The sequence below is a fragment of the Pseudoalteromonas sp. GB43 genome (assembly GCF_054923805.1).
In genome coordinates, this window is sequence record NZ_JBPCHJ010000001.1 from 3,579,907 (window position 1) to 3,603,434 (window position 23,528).

Sequence of the window (23,528 nt, forward strand, 5' to 3'; positions counted from 1 at the left end):
AACATTGATGACAAAATTAACTAAATCATTAAAGCTGTCACTTGTTGCTGCTGGCTTATTTTCTGCGACAGCAAGTGCTGCATCAGTAGCGATTGTAAATGCAACACTACACACTTCAACAGAGCAAGGCGTACTTGAAGGCGCAAGCGTTGTTATTGAAGATGGCAAAATTGTTGCTATTAACCCAGCGACTGTCAACGCGGATACAACCATTGATGCAAAAGGCCAAATCGTGACTGCAGGCTTTATTGGTACTATGAACCAATTAGGCTTAGTAGAAGTGGGTGCTGTTGCAGGGTCGCGTGATGGTGGTGATGACAAAGCGGGCATTGATTTTGATCCAAGCCTTGCATTCAACCCACGCAGTAGCTTAATTCCTTATGCACGCAAAGGCGGTATTACTCAAGACGTGATTGTACCAAACGGCGGTGACAGTATCTTTGCGGGTCTTGCATCTGTAGTTGATCTATCAGGTAGCTTTGAAAGCGTAAATAAAAAGCAAGTTGCACTTGTTGTTCACCTAGGCGAAAAGAGTAAAGGCTCACGTGCTATGTCGATGAAAACACTTATCGACAAGCTTGAAGGCGAAAAGTCAGCTAAAAAAGATGACAAAAAAGAGCCATCAACAGAGCAAAAAGTTTTAGCAGCTGTGCTTGCTGGTGATATGCCACTTATTGCCAGTGTTCAACGCGCATCTGACATCTATGAACTTGTTAAGTTAAAAGAAAGCTATGGCATCAATTTAGTGATTCATGGCGGTGATGATGCTGTTGTGGTTGCGGATGCTCTAGCTAAAGCGGATGTACCTGTAATCATCAGCTCTATGGCTAACTTACCGGGTAGCTTTGACTCTATGCATGCAAATCTTGCTAACGCAGGTAAGCTTGAAAAAGCGGGTGTAAAAGTCATTATTGGTGTTGCTGGTGACTCAAGCCACAATGTATACCAATTACGTTTTGATGCAGGTAATGCTGTGTCATACGGTATGAGCCAACAAGGTGCACTTAGCGCAGTTACCAGCAATATTGCTGATGTTTTTGGTTTAAACTCAGGCGCAATTGCCAAAGGTAAACGTGCAAACCTAGTTATGTGGTCTGCTGATCCATTTGAGCTTAACTCACACGTAAGCAAAATGTGGATCAACGGTGAAGAGGTTTCAACCGAAGCGCGTCAAGACAAACTACGCGACCGTTATACAACTGATTCAGCGATGCCACGCGCTTATACTAAATAAGTGCTCAACATATAAAAAGGCCGCAAATTTGCGGCCTTTTTTTAATACATATTTTCAAACTAAAAGCTAAAAAATTAGATTGCTTAGTTTATAAAGGCTAAGGCCAAATATAAGCAGTATTACTGGCACAATTACAAGGTTAAGTAAAAGCGAATTAGTGTATCCTTTCATCACCGATTTTTGATTCACTAACCAAACAAGGTAACAGGTAACAATTGGAAGTAATAATCCATTGGCAGCTTGCGCAAAGATGATAACCGCAACCGGATCAAGCCCAAGCGATGCGACCAGTGCACCGAAAACAAGGATAGTGATAGCAACCAGTTTAAAACGTGTATCACTCATTTGTGTTGACCAACCAAGCATGCCGCAAACAGCGTAAGCACCCGCAAGCGGTGCAGTTATTGCGCTAGTAAGCCCGGCCGCACATAAACCGATAGCAAAGAAATAATGAGCCATACCACCTAGAAGGGGCTCAAGTTGCACAGCCATATTGGTCGCTGAAATTTTACCTGCATCGGTACCATAAAATGCCACAGAGGCTGTTGATAAGATAGCTAACGTGATTATGCCACCTAAAGTTATCGAAATACCGGTATCAAGGTTTGTTTCTTTGATTACTTTGACGATATTTTTTGAACTATCGTGTTTTTCTGCAAGTACCCCAGAGTGTAAAAACAGGTTGTAGGGCACAATGGTTGTACCTATCAAGGCAAGTACCGTGGTAATTGAATTATCAGGTAAGCTAGGTATAAATCCTTTTAGCACTTCACCAAGTGGCGGAGCCGCCATCACCAGCGTTGAAATAAACACTAAACTCATCAAGACTACTAAAACAATTAACGCACCCTCAATGACTTTATGTTTGCCAGTGTACAAGAGCACTGCACTTAGAATCGCAATAAGGGGAGTCCAGAGTAGTGGACTCACTGAAGGGAGTATTTCTTGCAGTCCTAAACTGGCACCAGTCAGATTGCCTGCTTCATAGGCTGCACTGCCAATACCAATTGCACTGATCACTAATATGGCAGCCAGGGCTTTAAAAATCGGTGTTTGAATGGTGGTTCTGAGTGCAGATGCTAAATCAAGTCCTGTAGCAACACCAAGACGAGCAGCCATTGATTGCAACAAAATAGTCGCTACAACTGAGAACAATAACGTCCAAATAAGAGCAAAGCCAAAATTAGCACCTGCAACACTTGCCGTGGTGATGGTACCTGGTCCAATAAAAGCTGCGGTGACTAGCAGTCCGGGCCCTAAACGCATAATAAAACCTTTTATTATTATTTTTATACATTAACTATTAGCAAAGCAGCTAATGTTATAGAAAACAGACCATATAGAGTATAGACAGACTTAGTATGGGTAAAGTAAAACAGGTGAATCGCTTAAAGTTAGCGAGTTGAACTTAGACCAATCCACACTGTAATTTTTATATACAGTACGTAGTAATGGCACAGTACGCATAACGAAATAAAAGTAAATACTTCTAAAATCAATGGTTTGCTTTGGGTTTTGGCTTGGTAAGTATCTTGCAAAGTGTAAGTCTATATGCTTTTAACTAAAGGAAATGAAAATGCCTGAACTTACTCTTTCAGCATATGCGGCCGTGTATGTTTACCTGATTATGCTGACAATTCAGTGGTTGGTTGCCGCTGTCACTAAAGCCAAACAGCCCAATGCGGTGCCTGGTAAACTCGATAATTCATTAAGCCACGATAGCTTTGTATTTCGTTCACATCGCACATTTATGAATACCTTAGAAAATAGCCCGTTATTTTTAGGTAGCGTATTTCTTGGGTTCTTTTTAAACTTGAACAGTAGTGCGTTTGCATTGTGTATTTGGTTGTATGTGATAGCCAGGATCATTCATATGCTGCTGTATTATGGTGTAGCAACTGAGAAGAATCCAAGCCCACGCAGCTATTTCTTTTTAATCGCTGCTTTGGCAAATAGTGTGATGCTTGTTTTAATTGGTTTACGTTTGATTTAAACAGCATTGCTAACATATATAAAAGGCATTGAATGAATGCTCATACAATGCCTTTTTTAATACTGAAAACCTAGCTACTCAACGCCAATAAAGCCACCTGTTTGGTGTGACCATAGGGCAGCATAGATGCCATCTTGGGCAATTAATTGCTCGTGTGAGCCTTGTTCAACCACGCCACCTTCATCAAGCACAATGAGTCTATCCATTTGCGCAATAGTTGATAGGCGGTGCGCAATGGCAATAACTGTTTTGCCGGTCATTAAATCGTCTAGGCTAGTTTGAATTGCGGCTTCTACTTCAGAATCAAGGGCACTGGTTGCCTCATCTAAGATTAGAATTGGTGCATCTTTTAGAAGGACTCGTGCAATAGCAATACGTTGACGTTGACCACCAGAAAGCTTCACACCGCGTTCACCAACTTGTGCGGCAAAGCCTTTATTGCCTTTGCTGTCTTCTAAGTCTTCGATGAACTCAATTGCTTCTGCTTGCTTTGCGGCCGCAAGCATTTCATCTTCAGTAGCATCGGGTCTGCCATAAAGAATGTTATCTTTTACTGAGCGGTGTAACAGCGAGGTATCTTGCGTCACCATCGCAATGTGCTTACGTAAGCTTTCTTGGCTTACCTCAGCGATGTTTTGACCATCGATAGAAATCGTACCTGAGTCAACATCATAAAAGCGCAGTAACAAATTCACTAAGGTAGATTTACCTGCACCAGAGCGACCTACTAAACCTATTTTCTCACCCGGTTTAATATCTAAATTTAAGCCATTGATAACAGGGCCGCGGAGGGTCTCGTTGGCAGCTTTACCATAGTTAAATTGCACATTCTCAAAGCTTATCGACCCTTTATTAACCTCAAGGGTACTCGCGTTTTCTTTATCATCCACTTCAATCGGTGTTGATAGCGTTTTCATACCATCAGCAACAGTACCAATGTTTTCAAATAGACTACTGATCTCCCACATGATCCACTGTGCCATACCGTTTAATCTCAGTGATAAACTTACCGCAATGGCGATTGCACCAACACTGATGGCGCTAATTGACCATAGATACAAAGAGAGGGCTGCAATACTGAATACCAATAAATAATTTAGCGTGTTAATAGAGAAGTTTAGGCTAGTAACTAAGCGCATCTGCTTGTATACCGGCTGTAAAAACACATCCATGCTATCTTTTGCATATTGCTCTTCTCGCTGCGTGTACGAGAACAATTTGATAGTCGAAATGTTAGTGTAGCTATCAACTACACGTCCGGTCATTTCTGAGCGCGCATCAGCCTGCGAGCTGGCTACTTTCTTGAGCTTTGGTACAAAATACATTTGAATAGCGGCATAAAGAACTAACCAAATTAATAATGGCAACATTAAACGCCAGTCAGATTCTGCGACCAAAAATACCATGGCGCCAAAGTAGACCACGATATACATTAGTACATCGAGCAGTTTCATCACCGATTCACGAACAGCTAATGAGGTTTGCATCACTTTAGTTGCAATACGACCGGCAAATTCGTTTTGATAAAAACTAACACTCTGACGAAGCAAATAACGGTGTGCTAACCAACGGATAGACATAGGGTAGTTGCCAAGCAGCGCCTGATGTAACACTGCTGAATGAAAAAATACGACAATGGGTAACACGACTAGCAACATAATTGCCATTCTTGTAAGTTCAGCCTGCTGCTCAACAAATAAGGTATCAGGAGTATATTCGCCAAGCCAATCGACAAGTTGGCCCATGTAACTAAATAGCGATACTTCTAAAATAGCGAGTGCTGCGGCACTTAACGACATCAGCAGCAATGAAAGTTCCATGCCACGGGTATAATGACGGCAAAAAGCTAATAAGCTATTAGGTGGCTGAGAGGGTTGCTCTTTAGGAAACGGATTAGTCATCCGTTCAAATAAACGATACATAGACGACGCTTTTTAAAAATCAAAGTGGCCTTACTATACCATTTGAGTAGTTTTTTAGCAGTTCATTTAATTTAAAAACTAAGATTAAAATCTAATTACTATTCAGTTATTTACATCTAGTGTAAGAAATGAAAATATAATAAGAAAAAGGAATTAATGATGAAAAAGTTGCTTTGTACGCTGTCCCTCGTCCTTAGCTTACCGCTTTTAGCCTACCAAACCGACACCCACATATTTAAGGGCAAAAAGACTGCCATCGAGAAACCTGTAACGGTGACATTACCTGATGGCTATCAGAACTCAAAAAAATACAATGTTATCTATGTATTACATGGCTACAGTGGAAATCACGGTGATTGGACTAAGCTGACAAACATAGAAAAACTGGCAGACCAATATGATGTCATCATTGTTAACCCAGATGGCAACTTCGGTTCGTGGTATCTCGATTCTGATATCGACAAAAGCTCGCAATACGAAACCTACATTGCAGACGATTTACTAAATTATATCGATTCTGAATATTCGACTAATCGGTCTAAAAGTGGCCGTGCAATAACAGGCTTATCAATGGGTGGCTTTGGTGCCTTGTACATTGCAATAAATCACCCAGACCAGTTTGCAGCAGTTTCAGGGATATCTGCTGGGGTTGATGTTAGGCCTTTTAGTGCAGAGTTTGACCTTGCAAAAGTACTCGGCAGTTACGCTGAAAACAAAGAAAAATGGGATAGCATTGCCATTATTAATAACCTTCATAAAATTGCTGCAGGCAATACAGCATGGAATAAAGGCGCTGATACCTTACCGATTATGCTTGATATTGGTGTCGATGACTTTTTTATTGAGCAAAACCGAGCGCTACATCAAGCGATGTTAAAAATGCGTATCAGCCATGACTATGTTGAGCGTCCGGGTATTCATGACTGGCACTATTGGAATAAAGTGATTGCCTATCAATTTTTATTTTTAACCTCACATATGGCGCCATAAAAGATGTTTCAACGTATTCTTGTATTAATTGCCCTTGGCTTTTTCGCTTTTATTGGTTGGGTTATTTATCTTGCCAATACTGGTCAAAAGTCGGTGTTTTTCGAACTCGTTGCTGCCATTCCTTACGGTGATAAGTTGGGGCATTTTTGCTTATTTGGACTACTTACGTTATTCATAAACCTTGCCTTTAAGTTTAAAACATTGAACCTTGCTGGACGGCCTATTTATTTAGCTGTGTTGATTGTGAGTACGTTTGTGATTTTAGAAGAGCTAAGCCAATTTTTTATTGAATCGAGAACATTAGACTTTGTTGATTTAATTGCAGATTTTACTGGTATCGCAATATTTAGTGCCATATCTGCATGGCTTAGCAAAAAGTTATATCCACCTAAGGTCTAAACTTTCAGTGACTTGTTAGGTTTCGTCTATACTCAGTATAGTGCTAGCCTAAAAGTTGCGTATGAACAAAGATACCTCAGATTATTTGTCAGATATTATTGAGCTATTACTTGATGCTGTTTGCGTAGTAGATGTAAAAGGCACCTTGCTGTTTACTAATCCAGCTTTTCAAACCATATTTGGTTATACGCTTGAAGAAGCTATAAACAAAAAGATGTTAGACTTTGTTTACCCTGAGGATAGAGCAAAAACCATTAACGCCATCAACCAGATAATGACAGATAATCTACATCCAAGGTTTGTAAATCGGTGGGTGAAAAAAGACGGTACTGTGGTCCATGTTTTGTGGTCTGTCTATTGGTCAAAAGAAAAGCAAGTCAGAGTGGCGATTGCTCATGATATAACAGAACAGAAAAAGCTTGAGCAAAAACTCATATTCATGGCTGGGCACGATCCACTCACTAATCTCCCTAATCGTAGCTTTTTAATTACCCAACTAGAGGAGTCACTATCCACTGCTAATACTATTTCTGCAATTATTGCGGTATTGTTTATCGATATTGATGGCTTCAAGCAAGTCAATGATATTCACGGCCACAGTGCTGGCGACAAGCTATTAAAAACTATTGCCATGCGAATTCGCCATGTATTGGATAAAGACGACATAGTTGGGCGTTTGGGAGGGGATGAGTTTGTAATTGTTGTAAAAAGTGTAAAACGCAAAGCTGATGTAATAAAAATTGCTGATAAACTAAGTCGTGAAATATGTAAGCCTTTAGTTTTTAATGATGATGAACTGTGTTATTCCCCAAGTATTGGTGCAGTTCTATTTCCAGAGCATTATGGTGATGCAGAATTCTTAATACAGTGTGCAGATAAAGCTATGTACAAAGCTAAGTATGAAGGGGGTAATCGCTTGGTGTTTTATAACGAGGGAATAAAGTTATCAGGCACTAAAAATATTAAATAGTATTAATAGCTTTATCGGAAAAATGTTTTAACCTATTAATTTGTTTTCTAACGCATTACTATTGCGCGAAATGAAATATTAGTTAGCCTTTAATGATTCATTGAAGGAGTGAAACTATGTTAAAGCGTAAAATAACAACAACGGGTGCTTTGTTTAGCTCATCGCTGTTATTGGTCTCGGCAGCTCATGCCACAACACCTCAATATAAAGATCAACAAGCTTTGCATGATATTGCAAGTGCTGTTTCTAAAACACGTATAGAGCAAGATATTCAAACGCTGGTTGATTTTGGCACTCGCCATACTCTCTCTGAGACGAAATCAGATACGCGCGGTATTGGTGCTGCAAGACGTTGGATCAAGTCTGAATTTGAGGCGATATCTAAAGCTTGCGGTAACTGCCTAGAAATCATCGAGGTAAAAGACACTATCTCCGGTGAAAAGCGTATTCCAAACCCGGTTGACGTGGTCAATATTGTGGCTATACAGCGTGGTCAAGTTGATGCAAATCGTATGGTTATAATGTCGGGTGATATTGACTCGAGAGTGTCTGATGTTATGGACTATATCTCAGATGCGCCAGGGGCTAACGATAATGCATCTGGAGTGGCTGGCGTGCTTGAATCGGCGCGAGTTTTATCAAAGTATAAATTTAACGGCTCAATTGTTTACGCAGCATTATCTGGTGAAGAGCAAGGCTTGTTTGGCGGTAAAATCTTAGCTAAATATGCACAAGAGCATGATTGGCGTGTTCATGGTGTTTTAAACAATGACATGATTGGTAATTCAACGGGCATTAATGGTGTAACAGATAGCACAACTGCACGTATTTTCTCTGAAGGCACACGCGTTATTGAAACGAAAGACCAGGCTCATAAACGCCGTTTTACGGGTGGTGAGGTTGACTCAGCAAGTCGTAACCTTGCGCGCTACATAGATACAATCGCAGATCGTTACATCGAGAATCTAGATACCATGTTGGTATATCGACTCGATCGGTTTGGTCGAGGAGGGCATCACCGTCCATTTAACGATGTTGGCTTTGCCGCTGTGCGTATAATGGAAACCAACGAAAACTATAATCAACAGCATCAAGACTTACGTACTGAAAATGGTATTACTTATGGTGACACCATTGACCATGTTGATTTTGCCTATGCGGCGAAATTAACGTCACTCAATGCAGTGACAATGGCTTCAATGGCGTGGGCTCCAGCGCCGCCAACGGGTGTTAGTATTTCAGGTGCCGTAAAGCCGAGTACAACATTAGCCTGGCATAAAAGTGATGATCCAACGGTGGTCAGTTATAAAATCTATTGGCGTTATACCAGTGAGCCACAATGGCAGTTTAGCCGCGATGTTGGCAAGGTAACCGAAGCTACACTGAAAAATGTTGTTATCGATAACTACTATTTTGGTGTTGCGGCTGTAAACAAAGACGGTATTGAATCACCGGTTGTATTTCCTGGCGATGTTGGCGCGTTCGAATGGTCAGACAAATCAACTAAATAGCAATCGTTAAGTCATAGCGGACACCACCCAGTTCGCTATGAGCTGCTGTAATACGCCAGTTATGGGCTTCGACAATTTGTTTTACTATCGCAAGCCCAATTCCTGAACCTGACTGTTTCACTGTTTTTAAGTCAGGCACTCTATAAAGATGGTCAAAAATCTTTGCTAAACTCTCGTCGCTGACGCCAGGGGATGAATCTTCATAGCAGATTAAAAGCTGTGTTTGGTTTTGGCTAATCGTCAAATTAATCTTACCAGGGTGATTTGTGTACTTAAGCGAATTACTGATTAAGTTTGCAAATAACTGTGAAAGCCGTGTTGCATCGCACTCAAAACTTAGTTCATCAGCAACATTTTGTGTAAATGTCACTTCAAATTTTTCAAGCTGGATCAGCATATCTGCGTGTAGGCTTTGGAAATACTCAGCCGCATTAATTGTTGTTACGTTGAGCTGAAAACTGCTTTGTTCTAAAAGTGAAATTTTATTTAAATCAGTCACTAAAGTTGCCATGTCGGTGATTTTTTGGTTAAGCTTTTCGTATGTAAGCTCATTAAATTGGGTTATAATTTGCTTGAAGCGTTTCAAGGTGTAAGCGCAACCCTGTTAATGGACCACTTAGTTCGTGAGCTACTTGTGATAATAACTTACTACGTTGACTGATTTGTTTATCCAGATAATTTCGGCGCTGTTCAATAAGCTGTTTTCTCTGTCTTATTCTTAATAAAGCAATGCCCATTGCAGCTAAAAGCAGGCTAAATAATAAGACGCTGTATAAAATAGCTTGACGTTGTGCGGCAATAGCTTGGCTTTTTTCATTGTCTTGAAGTTTTAAATCTTGTATTGCTAAATCGCGGTCGCGCATTGCAATGGAGTTTTGTAGCTCAGCTAAACGCTGGTTGTAGTTGTTACGGGCAAAACCTTTTTCAAGCTCTGTAATAGCACGTTGATACGACAGGGCTTGTTTATAATCAGCTTGTTTTTCTGTCACAGTGATCAAATGTTCTAGGGCAATGATTTGCTTTTGCAGCTTATTTTTTTGCTTACTTAACTGGTAGGCTTGCTCAGCATAATGTTTAGCTTGTTCGTGCTCAGTAGAGCCAATGTACAGCTTAGCTAATGTAAGTAATACATCTATATATAAGTGATCGTCTTGCTTGAGTTCAATGAGCACTTGTTTTTCAATGCTTAATGCTTGGTCAGGTTTATCTATTTCGAGCAAATTTATCGCAATATTATGGTTTGCCCAGGCAGTATTTCGCGTACTGTTATAACTTGCGAAGACCTGCTTAGCCTCTTGTGCGTATGCAAGTGCTGCAGGGTAGTTTTTAAGTCCATATTCGCATTGGGATAGCTTAACTAAACTATGTCCGATATCAGACAGTGAACCCGTTTGCCTATCAAAACTAAGGGCTGTAATAAACTCGCTCTTTGCTTTTTCGTATTGTTCTAAATCTAAATAACTTTGGGCAATTGAATAACTTATACCTGCTTGTAATGAAATAGACGGCGACATTTGCTGAATAACTTCACGGCGTTTTAGCTTATATTCTAGGGCAAGGGTTAACCGGTCTAACTGTTCAAGATTACGCGAATAACCATGGTAGAGCATTTCTTTTTGCTTTAAGGATAACTCTCGATTGTTGTCGTGAATATAAACCTCAAGCAAGTTCAAGGCTGCTTGATATTCACCTGCATTATGATAAGCACTGACAAGGCTCGCAACGGCATCAATTTCGTAATCGGTGAGTTGCAAACGCTGAAACAGCGCGACATTTTGTTGAGATAAGTGAATTGCAGATTCTAATTTATTTGCACTATATGCCAATCGAGCTTTGACTAAATATAATTCGCTATAAATAGAGGAGTCACTTTTATATTTTGGAGAAGACTCAAGTTCTTCTACTATGTTTTGCGCCTGTTGAAACTGACCTAGGTGTATATGAACGTGAATTAATCTAACATTAAAGCTTAATCGCTCAGCAAAACTGGCAGATTCAATAAGGCGTTTATCTATATTTGTTAAATATTTATAGCGTTCTTGGTAATCGCTTATTGTTCTAGCTTCATCAATGTGGCCTTGTAGAGTTGACGCAATTGATGCAAATGACAAGGTACACAGCAGAATAACAAGAGCTTTAAAGTTCATTTTTAACATTTATTATTATTTTTTCTGAAGCAATTCTAGCACATCATGCTTTTGTGATGAGTAAATTTGTATTTTGTGATTAAAAAGAATTGCATTTTGCGATATAGATGGTTGCATCTTGCAAAAAGAATCTGCAAAAAATATTTAAAACCTTATTTTTTAATGAGTTATATTTTGGAACAATTGCTGCTTTAAATAATTACATAACCACAGGAGAGTGTAATTATGAAAAGCAAAATACCCGTCTGTCTTTTATCAGTGCTTGCCACTAGTTATGTAAGCGCAGCTCCGTTTGAAGAATGCCCAAGTAAAGCATTTCTAATACAAGGTACACCTGCACAAATGTTTGGAATTGATTTGGTCTCTGCTAAAGCGACAGTTTTAGCGCCGTCATTAAACTTTAGTGACGAAACAAACAATGAAAGCGTAAATGCTGTGGGTTTTAACTATAAAGACCAATATATGTATGGCTTTAGTAAGCAAAGCCCTAAGAGTGTTGTCAAAATTGGTGATGATTATCAACTAGAACGACTCGTGGTTAACGGTCTGCCTGATACTAACTTCTATGTGGGTGACATCCATGTAAATAGTGAAACTAATCAGGCGGTATATTATTTGTATCATCCCAAATTCGGATTGTACGGTATTGATTTGACAGAGCCTGCTGATGAATATCAAGCTGATTTAGTTGCGGGTTCAGCTAGCTGGGGGTTAGCTATTTATGATTTTGCTTTTCATCCTAATAGCAACCTTTTGTATGCAGTTGAATCAAATGGCGACTTATACGAAATAGATCTTAATAATCAGACACCCACTTTTGTGGCGAACTTAGATATTGCTGGTGATACCGGAGCGAATGGTGCTGGGTATTTTGATGTAAAAGGACAGTTTTATTTTAGTAATAACCGAAGCGGTAAAATACACAAAGTAGACCTTAGCATTAGCCCTGTAAACGGTTACACGCCAACTGCTGCGGTGTTTACTTTATAATTACATCAAATCAAAATGATGGTGCACGTTGCGCAATTGCTGAGGTAAAGGTAACGGATAATTCAATCGATTTTGGTGATGCACCAGCTCCTTATCAAACCTCACTCGAAGACAGTGGCGCAAGACATTTATTTGACCCAAATGCAGATCAAACTAATTTGGTTTACTTAGGTGCTACAGTAGATGGCGAGAATATTAATACACGTTCAGACTTACTTTTAACACCTGATGATCAATCAGATGACGGCGTTAAGTTCGTCACTGATTTGGTAGCAGGCAATACCAGTCAAATTATTGTTACCTCTGCAAATGACGAGACATATCTATACGCATGGTTTGATTGGGATCAGAATTACCAATTTGATGCGGATGAAATTACGGTGTCTAAATATCGGTTAAACCAAGGCGATAATAGCATTTTGGTTAATGTTCCTGATGATGCCGTTATGGGATCAACCTGGTCTCGCTTTCGTGTAACTGATGGTAGTGAAACCAATCCAATTACAGCAACTGGTGGTGTTATTGGTGGGGAGGTAGAAGATTACTCTGTAACAACATTGGGAAGCCTAGTTTACCCAGGAGAAAATAGCTGGGTAACACTTGCATTTGAGGATAAATGGCCATTTTCTGGAGATTATGACTTCAATGATTTAGTTATAAACTATCGAACTACAATTATAGATCAAAATGGTGTGGCTACAGGTTACAAAATAGAAGGTGAGCTAGTTGGGATAGGTGCTGATTTTCATAATGGCTTTGCAGTTAGGTTATATGAGACTGTGGAAGGTTCAAATGATAAACGCATTTTACGTAGCCAAATTAATGCTGAAAAAACTAGTTTACTGATTAATGGTCTTGAACAAACGCACGAGATCTTAGAGCAAAATACTGAAGATGCTATTTTCGTGATTATGCCTGATACTTGGGATTACATTGATAAACAGTCTAATTGTAATTATTTTAGAACCGAGACGGGTTGTGATAGCAACAATAAAGTCACGTTTTCATTGTTTATTGATTTATTACCAGGTACAGCGACCGCTGATGCACCTAAGTACACATTAGATCCTTTCATATTTGCAGCTGATGGACACTATCATGGTGAAGCCTTGGTTGGTAAAGACCCTAGAAGCTGGGAGGTTCACCTTAAGAATCAGCAGCCGACAGAAAAATTTGATATGCAACTATTTTCTTTCGCAGAGTCTGATGATGCATCTGACAGTGCGCAGGGTTTTTACTTCCAAACCGAAACAGGTCTACCTTGGGCAATTGAAGTAGGTACTTCTTGGGCTCACCCTAAAGAAGGGGTAGATATTACCCATGCATACAGCGACTTTAAAGCATTTGCAGAATCAAAAGGGCAAGAAAAGCCAATGTGGTTCAACAATGCTAAGCCTGCTAACGTGATTTCAAGAGGAGAATAATTATGAAACATTATACTTTAGTGATCATAAGCTTAATGTTAGCTGCGTGTGGTGGCGGTGGTGAAGGCGACTCTGCAACTGAAAGTGCTGGAACAAATGTAACGCAAGCACCTACAACAGATACAACGCCACCTGAGACAACACCTCCTGCTACTGGCGTGGATCCTGAGACGATGAATGATTTAACGATTGCTCCTGAGTTTAATTTAAGTAGTAAATTAGAGCTCGATGTAGATGTAGATTTGAATATTGGTGACACCAGAGCCTTTTTAAACATATGTCTTAAAGGCGACGACGATAAAGCCGATTATAACCAGTGTTTGCTTCGTGCACCATTGGTACAGAGCAAGCTGTCATCTAGTTTAATGTTAGCTAACAGTGGATTAGAGCTGGTGACCAGGTGTGGTTTTATGACACTCAGAGTGAGCCTTTACGTTATTATTGGAAAAATGATAGTGAGCAGCCAATGGTGTTTACGATTAGGTAAGAGTGATCGATTCTTTACGTAAATGAGTTTAATTCGTAAGAATCTTATTTTCAACAGCTTGAAGAGGAATGAGTGATGGAATACATAGAGCAAGTGTTAAAATCAGTAAAGAGTTCTAATCCAAACGAAACGGAGTTTTATCAAGCTGTTGAAGAGGTTCTGTCTTCGATTAATCAATATCTCGAGATTAATGGTAAGTATCAAAAAAACTCTATTGTTGAACGATTAGTAGAGCCAGAAAGGCAAGTCCTATTTAGGGTTCCTTGGCTTGATGATCTTGGAAATGTTCAGGTTAATCGTGGTTTTAGAATTGAATTTAGTTCATCGTTAGGTCCTTTTAAGGGCGGCCTACGATTTCACCCCAGCGTTAACCAAAGTGTGGTTAAATTTTTGGGCTTTGAACAAGTCTTAAAAAATGCATTGACAGGTTTACCGTTAGGTGGTGGTAAAGGTGGTGCTGATTTCAACCCCAAAGACAAAAGCGACCATGAAATTATGCGTTTTTGTCAGTCATACATGACTGAGCTTTTCCGTCATATTGGTGCTAATACAGATGTTCCCGCCGGTGATATAGGCGTTGGCGCTAGGGAAATCGGTTATTTGTTTGGGCAGTACAAGCGGATCACAAACCAATTTAGTGGCGTTTTAACAGGAAAACCTGAATCATTAAATGGCTCTTCTTTAAGAACAGAAGCAACAGGATACGGCGTTGCTTACTTTCTAAGTGCTATGTTAGATGCGAAAGGCGACTCTTTAACAGGAAAACGGTGCTTAGTGTCTGGTGCTGGTAATGTTGCACTTTATCTGATGAAAAAGCTTGATGAGTACGATGCTGTGATTCTTAGCTGTAGCGATTCGAAGGGCACGCTATATAGTAAGAATGGACTTGACGTAAAATTAGTGATGCATCTAAAAAATGAACGTGGTGCTGAGCTTAGAGATTATTTGAATGAACATAAAGATGCTGAGTTCACACCTGTCAATCAATACCCTAGTGACGGTCATCAAGTTTGGCGATATGAAGCAGATATTGCTTTACCATGTGCGACGCAAAATGAAATTACTAAAGATGATGCTAAAGCTCTTGTAGAAAACAGATGTTTAACTGTGTGCGAAGGTGCGAATATGCCAACTACACCTGAAGCAATGAAGATTTTCAAAGAGTACAACGTTTACTTAGGACCAAGCAAAGCCGCAAATGCTGGAGGTGTGGCGACGAGCCAATTCGAAATGGCTCAAAATGCCAGTATGCAAAAGTGGCAATCTGAGCAAGTTGATGAAAAACTTCAGCAAGTTATGAAATCCATTTTTAATACTATTTCAGTTACTGCCAAGCAGTACTCTAATGAACACGACTTGGTGCTTGGTGCGAATATAGCAGGATTTGAACGAGTTGCAGATGCAATGTTAAAGCAAGGTGTTGTTTAGTGATTTGACAATATAATTAGACACCCACTTTTTTCTAAGAATATAAAATGTAATTAAAGAGACACCCGAATTCAGATAATAAGTGCACCACTCATGGTTAAACGGTGAGAAGAGATCAACTGCCTGTTGGTGGTACTCTGTAATCGCCAAAAAACAAGAGTAGATACCATGAGTTACAAGCAGTTGATCGAAGGGCAAAGATACCAGATTGAGGCCTACTTACGCGAGGGTTTTAGCTATCGAGAGATAGGGAAAAGGCTAAAAGTGAGCCACAGCACTATAAGTCGTGAAGTTAGGCGCAATAGTACTCGAAGTCATTACTTGCCTGAGGTTGCACATTCAAAGGCATGTAAACGAAAACATCTAGCTGCCAAGTATTCCATGCCAGCACTTACAATTGCGTTCGTTGAGTTTGGATTGGAGCAAAAATGGAGCCCTGAGCAGGTTGCGGGTGTAAGCAAAATTATCGGGCATCCTGTGAGTCATGAATGGATTTATGGCTATATTCAAAAAGATAAATTGAGTGGTGGCAAGCTATACAAACATCTGCGACAAGGGCACAGACGTTATCGTAAAGGCAGCCGAAGCAAACGTGTCATCATCCCAAATCGTGTTGGCATTGAACATAGACCTGCGATTGTTGACACTAAGACACGATTTGGTGATTGGGAAGCGGATACAGTACTTGGCAAGCATGGTACGGGAGCAATCGTTAGTTTAGTCGAGCGTACAAGTAAGTTTTACCTGATACGCAAAGTGCCAGCAAAAAGTGCAGCGCAAGTGAGCAGAGCAATGATAGGTATGCTGTGGCGCTATCGACGCCATGTTCATACGATAACCGCAGACAACGGGAGTGAGTTTTGTGAACATGAGCATGTTTCAGACAAGCTAAAAACCGACATCTACTTTGCTAACCCCTACTCATCATGGGAAAGAGGGTTAAATGAGAACTTTAATGGCTTGTTGCGTCAATATATTCGCAAAGGCACTGATTTACGAACGGTGACAGATAAGCAAATTGCGCACATAGAAAAGGCGCTCAATGCGAGGCCGAGAAAATGTCTAGGGTTTAGGCAACCAGCGGTAATATTCGATGAATTACGCAAAGCAGCCTAATTTAGCGAGTGGTGCACTTCGGACTTGAATTCGCGGCTATTTATTAGTATTGTTTTGTAGTTTTAATAGATTAACAAAACAAAGCTTGGCTCTTAGCTATAGAGCTTCTCCGTTTTCGTTTCATGTGATTTGTGTAAGCTGTGATTGCTTGTTCTTTACCTGCAGTATTTTTAAATGAGCGGGTAAAGGAAGTGGTGAGTGTAAGCCAGTTTTCTGTACAAATGTTTAGTCTTTTAAGTATTGGTAACGCATCTTCTGGGACTTTCCCTGGTTTATCTTCTCGTATTGAGCGACCAGTCCAATCAACGAGTTGCAGGTATGTTTTGAGCTCATATGGCAGACCTTTAGGCATATGCTTACGTGGTTTACCTGCAAAGCGCATAAGTGATTTTGGTTGCTTATTGTTTTGAGCTGACTCAATGCGTGTTTTTATACTGGTGTAGTCAGATTGCTCAGGTAAATCAGCCGCTTTCGCTCTTACAGGGTTTAGGTCAACATACGCAAGACAAGCTGCAAGAGCTGCTTCATCAAGTAATGCTTGTGACTTAAAGCGACCTTCCCAAAAACGACCTTTACAGTCATCTTCTTGATTCGCTTGTCGTGCAATACTCTCATTAAGAACGCGCATAAACCAACTGATGCTACTGAGCCTCTCTCGATATAAATTTACTCTGGCATTAATCGCAGAAAGCTCTGCTTTTGTTAGCAATTCGCCATTTAAGAATTGTTGGCAAAGGAATGTACTTTTAAATAACTTGTGCCATCTAATCAGAATCGCTTTATTATTCAAACGATTTGCTTTTGCTATATCAATATGAAGTACTAGATGAGTATGGTTACTCATAACTGCGTAAGCACAAACATCAATACAAAATATACGACCAAGTTGAAGTAGTTTCTTTTCAACCCAATCGCGCCGGTGTTCATACGAACGACCTGTTAGTGGGTCTTGCCCGCACAAATAAGCGCGACGAACGCAGCGTGAAATACAGTGATAGTAAGGCGTGTTTGAAACGCTAATTAAGTTTCTACGAGGGGTTGCCATGCTCTTCTCCTCCATGAGTTGAACACTATAAGCTTAGCTGTAATTCTAAAAATTGAGAAATATTAAGTTGGATGTCTACATAAATTTAGTCTTTATATATGAAGCTCGGTTAACTCTTCAAATTTAAAATGGGTGTCTAAATATATATCTGAATAAAAAAGCTCAGCGGTGCTGAGCTTGCTTTAAATTATGGTGTACTTTGCAAGTGAATGATTACGAAAATGCCTTTTCGCTTAGGAGTTCTTGCATTTGTTCGCGCATTTTAAATTTTTGAAGCTTGCCTGTTACTGTCATTGGGTATTCTTCAACAAAGCGGATGTGCTTTGGTACTTTGAAATAGGCAAGTTTATCTTTTAAAAAATCACGAATGGCATTTTCATCAAGTACCGCATCATCTTTTGGTTTGATCCAGGCGCACACTTCTTCGCCGTATTTTTCATCGCTAATACCAAATATGGCTGCATCTTGAATACCTGGATAGGTGTAAAGTACTTCTTCTATTTCTCTTGGATAAATGTTTTCTCCACCGCGAATGATCATGTCTTTTATCCGATAACGATAGCAACAAAGCCATCTTCGTCCATCACACCTAAGTCACCAGAATGTAACCAGCCGTCTTGATCAATTGTTGCTTTCGTTTTTTCTTCATCATTCCAATAGCAGCGCATAATTCCAGCACCACGGCTACATACTTCCCCAGGTAAGCCAACTTGTTGAACATCACCCAGCGCGTCGATAATTTTCACTTCAGTATGGGCTAATGCACGGCCTACTGTGGTGACTTGCTTTTCAAGAGGCGAGTCGGTTTCGGTTACGTTATTTATCGGGCTACATTCAGTTTGGCCATAACCAATTACAACTTCTTTCATATGCATTAATGAGTGAACTTTACGCATAACTTGCTCAGGGCAGGTTGAGCCGGCCATTACGCCTGTTCGGAGGCTAGATAAGTCATAGTTTGCAAAATCTTTAAGCTCTAACTCGGCGATAAACATTGTTGGAACACCATGTAAGCCTGTACAGCGTTCTTTTTCAACAACTTCAAGGGTTGTTTTAGGGTCGAAAGAATCCCCCGGAAAAACAGCTGTAGCGCCTTTACTTATACATACTAAATTGCCAAGCACCATCCCAAAACAGTGGTATAAAGGTACCGGAATACAGAGTTTATCTTCATGTGTCAGCTTCATCGCTTGTGCCATCAAAAATCCGTTATTGAGGATGTTTTTATGGGATAAGGTCGCTCCTTTTGGGTTACCCGTAGTTCCAGAAGTAAATTGAATATTGATATCTTGGTCACAATGTAAAGTGGCCGCAATGGCATCAAGCTCCAGCTTTTGGGCATCTGTAGCGCGCTGCATGATATCGCTAAAGCTAAACATGCCAGCAGCAGGTTCATCACCAATACGAATAATGTTTTTTAGGTGTGGCAGGGCGTTTAAATTTAATTTACCTGCTTGTGAATCTGCAAGCTCCGGTGCGAGCTCATTGAGCATGTTTATATAATTACTGGCTTTAAATTCAGTTGCTGTGATAAGTGTTGAGCACTCAACACTATTGAGTGCGTATTTCAATTCGCTTGGTCGATATGCAGGGTTAATGCACACCATGATTGCACCAATTTTAGCTGTGGCAAATTGAGTTAAACACCATTCGATATTATTGGGTGACCAAATTCCAACACGATCGCCAGGTTTAACGCCAAGTGATAATAATCCCATTGCTAACTGGTTAATCTGCTGCTGGTATTGTCTATAGTTTAATCGGATCTGTTGATGATGAACCACAATTGCGGGGTGATTAGGATAATTGTCGACAATATTATCAAGGTACTGTCCAATTGTTTGTTCTATCAATGGAATGTCTGTACGGCCTTGATAATAGCTGTGAGTAAGTGGAAGCGCATTACAGTGTGTGTTCTTTGTCTGCATTGTATTCTCCGTGTCCGGTTAATTTGTTGTCATGGACTTGATGCAAAAGAATTGAAACAATCAATTAGGATGATTTCAAAACATGCGTACCTGATTAACTAAACATAGATTGTCGACAAAGAAAAGCTTTATAAGACTAATGTACAGAGTGTAATTTTAATAAAGCAGAATAAAGAATGGGTTTTGAGGTATAAAAAAACGTGCCGTAGCACGTTTTTTTAAGAATAAGCAGCAATTAAGCTTTTGACTCATCTTGCTTATAAGTTTTACGCATGATGTACACGTAAGCACTAATGAATGCGTTTTCTTGGAATTTTTTCAGTCCTGTGTCTTCAAAATCAATAGGCACTGGGTTGCGCTTAAGCTGCTCTTTGATTTCAGTTGCAGATAAAACTTGCACATCTAAGCGTTCAATTAACTGAATAGCCGTTTCCATTTTGAAACCTTTCGCACTACCAGCGAATTTACCTTTTGCTTGGCGCTCTTTGATTGCTACAGAGTCAATTTGGTAATCTTCCATTAATTTTTTGAAATCAAATTGGAATTTACGCATTACTTCTGTGTCATTACCATTGCCTAAGGTAAAACGTGTTTGTCTGACATCACGTATATCAAATACATCATTGTCTTTGGTTAAAATGCACAGCAGTACGTCACTACCTGTAATTTCTACACCACATGTTCTCATGGTCTTTCTCTAAATAACTTAATTTGCGCAATTATAGCAATTAACGTTATGAAAAACAGGTGCTTTAAAAATGAATTTTAATTGCGATAACACCGTGGTCACTTACACTAATATCTTCGGTTAATTTACCTGGCGAAATATGCTTATCATAACTTTCGTAGTCGAGCACTTTAACTTTCGAAGCTTGGCAATCGGGATTAAAATGCGCTGAAGCAAGAATATAATCTAATACATTCCCTTTTCCTTGGTAATAATGGCTAAAGGGTTTGTTTTTATTATCATAATATGAGCGGCTAAACTCATAGCTGTCGGTCAGACCAACAACAAGTTCGTTCTGTTCTATACAAGGTTCACAGCGAGTGGGGTGAAAGCCTTGAGTCATAAACGATAAAGTTGGGCTGGTAAGTACATCATTAAAGTCCCCCATAACAAGTGTTGCACATTGCATTTCTCGCTGCGTTTTCAGTGCATCATAATAGACAATAGACGCTTCTAATGAGCGGGAGATTTGCGACTGCATGGTACCCACCGTTTGATGTAGTAACTGCAGGAGCGGATCTTCAAGGTTATGAATATTAAGAATGTGCGCCATTGATTGCACACGCTGTGACTTAAAATGAACAACATAAAAACAGACTTCACCAAAATCAGGTAAATCAATGATGCATTTAATCGGTGTGCGATTAAATTTGAACTCATTTTGATTGTTTAAGTACTCAAGTAATTCAGGGCATGGCGCTAGTGCATCGGCTGATTTAAACGGGTATTTACTCGCAATTGCAACTACAGGGTTGAATAACACTTGCGGATAGAGCGCATCATGGGACGGGCTATCGACCGTTTTAAAATAATCATAACCCGCTTCTTTACATTGAACTTCTAATGCGTGTTGACTAAACACTTCTTGAAATGCCACCACATCAGGGGTTGACTCATTTAAGAAATTAGCAACAAACAATTGTTTTTGCAGCCATTGTGTATTGTTATAGCGTTCATGTAATTGGTAAAACGAGTAGGGTGGCGCGGTATAATTTAATAAGTTAAATGTAGCAAACTTGAAAGAACGCGTGTTTGGCATTTTCATCACCCTAAAAGTACTGACTCATTAAGTATGAAATGAGTTAACTAATTGTCAATTTAGTCTTCTAACTACTTGTATTTGAGCACGTGAGCAGCGACAATAGTCGCTTGTATTTGCGAAGACTCAGTAAATACAAGCTTAAATAGCAATGCTTATTCGTAAAAGCGTTGCAGAGTTACATAAAATTTTTTTAAAAATATTACATGTGATGCATTGTAGGCATCACCACTGTATTAAGGATTTATAATGCCAGTTATTACCCTCCCTGACGGCAGTCAGCGTAGTTTTGAAAACCCAGTAAGCACATTTGACGTAGCGAGCGATATCGGTCCAGGTCTTGCCAAGGCAACGATTGCAGGCCGTGTTAATGGTACTCGTGTTGATGCATGTGACTTAATCACTGAAGATGCGCGTTTAGAAATTATCACAGCAAAAGATGATGATGGTTTAGAGATTATCCGTCACTCATGTGCGCACCTTATTGGTCATGCAGTTAAACAGCTTTTCCCTGAAGCAAAAATGGCAATCGGTCCGACCATCGATAACGGATTCTATTACGATATCGATATGGAACACTCTTTAAGCCAAGATGATTTAGATGCTATCGAAAAGCGTATGCTTGAGCTTGCTAAAACAAACTACGACGTTGTTAAAAAGACCGTAAGCTGGCAAGAAGCACGCGATACTTTTGAAGCGCGTGGTGAAACATATAAAATGGAAATTCTAGACGAGAACATCGCGAGAGATGATCGTCCAGGCTTATACCATCACGAAGAATACATCGACATGTGTCGTGGTCCACACGTTCCAAACATGAAGTTCTGTCAACATTTCAAAATCATGAAAGTGGCAGGTGCTTATTGGCGCGGTGATTCTGAAAACAAGATGCTGCAACGTATCTACGGCACTGCATGGGCAGATAAAAAGCAACTTAAAGCGTATTTAAAACGCTTAGAAGAAGCTGAAAAACGTGATCACCGTCGTATTGGTAAAGCGCTTGATTTATGGCACTGGCAAGAAGAAGCGCCAGGCATGGTGTTTTGGCACAATGATGGCTGGAGCATTTACCGTGAACTAGAAGACTTCGTTCGTGAAAAATTACGTGAGTACGATTACGAAGAAGTTAATATCCATTAATGATGGACCGTGGTTTATGGGAAAAATCAGGTCACTGGGACAAATACGAAGATGCGATGTTCACAACTGAATCTGAAAAGCGTGAATACGCAATCAAACCAATGAACTGTCCGGGTCACGTACAAATCTTTAACCAAGGTTTAAAATCATACCGTGATCTTCCATTACGTATGGCTGAGTTTGGTTGTTGTCACCGTAACGAACCATCAGGTGCATTACACGGCTTAATGCGTGTACGTGGCTTTACTCAAGATGATGCGCATATCTTCTGTACTGAAGAGCAAATCATGGATGAAGTTTCTGCATGTATCAAAATGGTTTACGACACATACGAAACGTTTGGTTTTGAGAAGATCGTTGTAAAACTATCTACTCGTCCAGAAAAGCGTATCGGTGAAGACGAAATGTGGGATAAAGCTGAGCTTGCGCTAGCTGATGCATTAAAAGCAAACGACATTGAGTTTGATTACCTACCAGGTGAAGGTGCATTCTACGGTCCTAAGATTGAGTTTACACTTTATGACTGTTTAGACCGTGCATGGCAATGTGGTACTGTACAGCTAGACTTCGCATTACCAGGTCGTTTAGGTGCAACTTATGTTGCTGAAAATAACGAACGTCGTACACCTGTTATGATCCACCGCGCGATTTTAGGTTCAATTGAGCGTTTCATCGGTATTTTAACTGAAGAATACGCTGGTTTGTTCCCAACGTGGCTTGCTCCTAAGCAAGTTGTGATCATGAACATCACGGACAAACAAGCAGATTATGTGCAAGAAATTGTACAAAAATTAAATAAACTTGGAATTAGAGCCGCTGCTGACTTGAGAAATGAGAAGATTGGCTTTAAAATCCGTGAACATACGTTAAAACGTATTCCATATTTACTTGTTGTTGGCGATAAAGAAGTTGAACAACAAGAAGTGGCAGTACGCACTCGCACAGGTGAAGACCTAGGCAAATTTAGTGTTGATGATTTCATTGCAAAAGTAAGCGAAGAAATTATAAATCGACAATAAATCATGAGCGTGTAGGGCA

At 39.9% G+C, this 23,528-nt stretch carries 18 protein-coding genes and 2 pseudogenes; 12 read left to right on the forward strand and 8 right to left on the reverse strand.

The window, feature by feature from the left end; genetic code table 11:
- Positions 1–7: 7 nt before the first annotated feature.
- Positions 8–1,234 (forward strand): amidohydrolase family protein, encoded by a 1,227-nt coding sequence (locus ACRWSG_RS17105; RefSeq protein WP_194442263.1) that lies wholly within the window; start codon positions 8–10, stop codon positions 1,232–1,234.
- A 66-nt stretch (positions 1,235–1,300) separates the two neighbouring features.
- Here the strand turns inward: ACRWSG_RS17105 and ACRWSG_RS17110 are convergent, their stop codons facing one another.
- On the reverse strand, positions 1,301–2,500 hold the full coding sequence (locus ACRWSG_RS17110; RefSeq protein ID WP_462166851.1) for an Nramp family divalent metal transporter: 1,200 nt from the start codon (positions 2,498–2,500) through the stop codon (positions 1,301–1,303).
- A 310-nt stretch (positions 2,501–2,810) separates the two neighbouring features.
- Between ACRWSG_RS17110 and ACRWSG_RS17115 the strand changes: the two genes are divergently transcribed.
- Entirely contained in the window at positions 2,811–3,227 is a 417-nt protein-coding gene (locus ACRWSG_RS17115; protein WP_138601857.1) for an MAPEG family protein, read from the forward strand.
- 74 nt (positions 3,228–3,301) lie between these two features.
- Here the strand turns inward: ACRWSG_RS17115 and ACRWSG_RS17120 are convergent, their stop codons facing one another.
- The gene (locus ACRWSG_RS17120) at positions 3,302–5,149 is read right to left on the reverse strand and encodes an ABC transporter ATP-binding protein (protein WP_462166852.1); all 1,848 of its coding nucleotides are present in this window, start codon (positions 5,147–5,149) and stop codon (positions 3,302–3,304) included.
- Between the two features lie 156 nt (positions 5,150–5,305).
- Here ACRWSG_RS17120 and ACRWSG_RS17125 point away from each other — a divergent pair, with 156 nt between their 5' ends.
- From ACRWSG_RS17125 to ACRWSG_RS17140, 4 genes are all read left to right on the forward strand, one after another.
- A complete protein-coding gene (locus ACRWSG_RS17125; RefSeq protein ID WP_462166853.1) occupies positions 5,306–6,139 on the forward strand; it encodes an alpha/beta hydrolase in 834 nt (277 codons plus the stop codon).
- Positions 6,140–6,142: 3 nt separating this feature from the next.
- Positions 6,143–6,538: a VanZ family protein gene (locus tag ACRWSG_RS17130; RefSeq protein ID WP_339979541.1), complete on the forward strand. Its 396-nt coding sequence runs from the start codon at positions 6,143–6,145 to the stop codon at positions 6,536–6,538.
- Positions 6,539–6,599: 61 nt separating this feature from the next.
- Positions 6,600–7,508, forward strand: coding sequence for a GGDEF domain-containing protein (locus ACRWSG_RS17135; RefSeq protein WP_339979539.1), 909 nt, complete (start codon positions 6,600–6,602; stop codon positions 7,506–7,508).
- Positions 7,509–7,624: 116 nt separating this feature from the next.
- Positions 7,625–9,019 (forward strand): M28 family metallopeptidase, encoded by a 1,395-nt coding sequence (locus ACRWSG_RS17140; protein ID WP_462166854.1) that lies wholly within the window; start codon positions 7,625–7,627, stop codon positions 9,017–9,019.
- Here ACRWSG_RS17140 and ACRWSG_RS17145 read toward each other — a convergent pair.
- On the reverse strand, positions 9,012–9,518 hold the full coding sequence (locus ACRWSG_RS17145) for a sensor histidine kinase (RefSeq protein ID WP_462166855.1): 507 nt from the start codon (positions 9,516–9,518) through the stop codon (positions 9,012–9,014). The two genes, ACRWSG_RS17140 and ACRWSG_RS17145, sit on opposite strands and share 8 nt — an antisense overlap.
- Positions 9,519–9,570: 52 nt before the next feature.
- Positions 9,571–11,166 carry a tetratricopeptide repeat protein gene (locus tag ACRWSG_RS17150; RefSeq protein WP_462166857.1) on the reverse strand — a complete coding sequence of 532 codons (1,596 nt, stop codon included), beginning with the start codon at positions 11,164–11,166 and terminating at the stop codon, positions 9,571–9,573.
- Positions 11,167–11,391: 225 nt separating this feature from the next.
- On the opposite strand from ACRWSG_RS17150, the gene ACRWSG_RS17155 reads away from it, so the two are divergent.
- The 5 genes from ACRWSG_RS17155 to ACRWSG_RS17175 all read left to right on the forward strand — a co-directional run bounded on the left by ACRWSG_RS17155 (position 11,392) and on the right by ACRWSG_RS17175 (position 16,611).
- Positions 11,392–12,156, forward strand: coding sequence for a DUF6923 family protein (locus ACRWSG_RS17155; RefSeq protein WP_462166858.1), 765 nt, complete (start codon positions 11,392–11,394; stop codon positions 12,154–12,156).
- 158 nt (positions 12,157–12,314) lie between these two features.
- A complete protein-coding gene (locus tag ACRWSG_RS17160; protein ID WP_462166859.1) occupies positions 12,315–13,580 on the forward strand; it encodes an LruC domain-containing protein in 1,266 nt (421 codons plus the stop codon).
- A 2-nt stretch (positions 13,581–13,582) separates the two neighbouring features.
- Entirely contained in the window at positions 13,583–14,089 is a 507-nt protein-coding gene (locus ACRWSG_RS17165; protein ID WP_462166860.1) for a hypothetical protein, read from the forward strand.
- A gap of 53 nt (positions 14,090–14,142) precedes the next feature.
- Positions 14,143–15,495: an NADP-specific glutamate dehydrogenase gene (gene gdhA / locus ACRWSG_RS17170; protein WP_462166861.1), complete on the forward strand. Its 1,353-nt coding sequence runs from the start codon at positions 14,143–14,145 to the stop codon at positions 15,493–15,495.
- Between the two features lie 168 nt (positions 15,496–15,663).
- A complete protein-coding gene (locus tag ACRWSG_RS17175; protein ID WP_074989424.1) occupies positions 15,664–16,611 on the forward strand; it encodes an IS30 family transposase in 948 nt (315 codons plus the stop codon).
- 70 nt (positions 16,612–16,681) lie between these two features.
- On the opposite strand, the gene ACRWSG_RS17180 is transcribed toward ACRWSG_RS17175, so the two are convergent.
- The 4 genes and pseudogenes from ACRWSG_RS17180 to ACRWSG_RS17195 all read right to left on the reverse strand — a co-directional run bounded on the left by ACRWSG_RS17180 (position 16,682) and on the right by ACRWSG_RS17195 (position 21,350).
- Positions 16,682–17,656, reverse strand: coding sequence for a transposase (locus tag ACRWSG_RS17180; RefSeq protein ID WP_462166863.1), 975 nt, complete (start codon positions 17,654–17,656; stop codon positions 16,682–16,684).
- A 213-nt stretch (positions 17,657–17,869) separates the two neighbouring features.
- Positions 17,870–19,584 (reverse strand): annotated as a pseudogene (locus tag ACRWSG_RS17185) (AMP-binding protein).
- A 235-nt stretch (positions 19,585–19,819) separates the two neighbouring features.
- Positions 19,820–20,272 carry a DUF3010 family protein gene (locus tag ACRWSG_RS17190; protein ID WP_294409864.1) on the reverse strand — a complete coding sequence of 151 codons (453 nt, stop codon included), beginning with the start codon at positions 20,270–20,272 and terminating at the stop codon, positions 19,820–19,822.
- 64 nt (positions 20,273–20,336) lie between these two features.
- Entirely contained in the window at positions 20,337–21,350 is a 1,014-nt protein-coding gene (locus tag ACRWSG_RS17195) for an endonuclease/exonuclease/phosphatase family protein (protein ID WP_462166864.1), read from the reverse strand.
- 249 nt (positions 21,351–21,599) lie between these two features.
- Here ACRWSG_RS17195 and thrS point away from each other — a divergent pair.
- Positions 21,600–23,509: pseudogene (gene thrS / locus ACRWSG_RS17200) on the forward strand (threonine--tRNA ligase).
- The last annotated feature ends 19 nt before the right edge of the window (positions 23,510–23,528 follow it).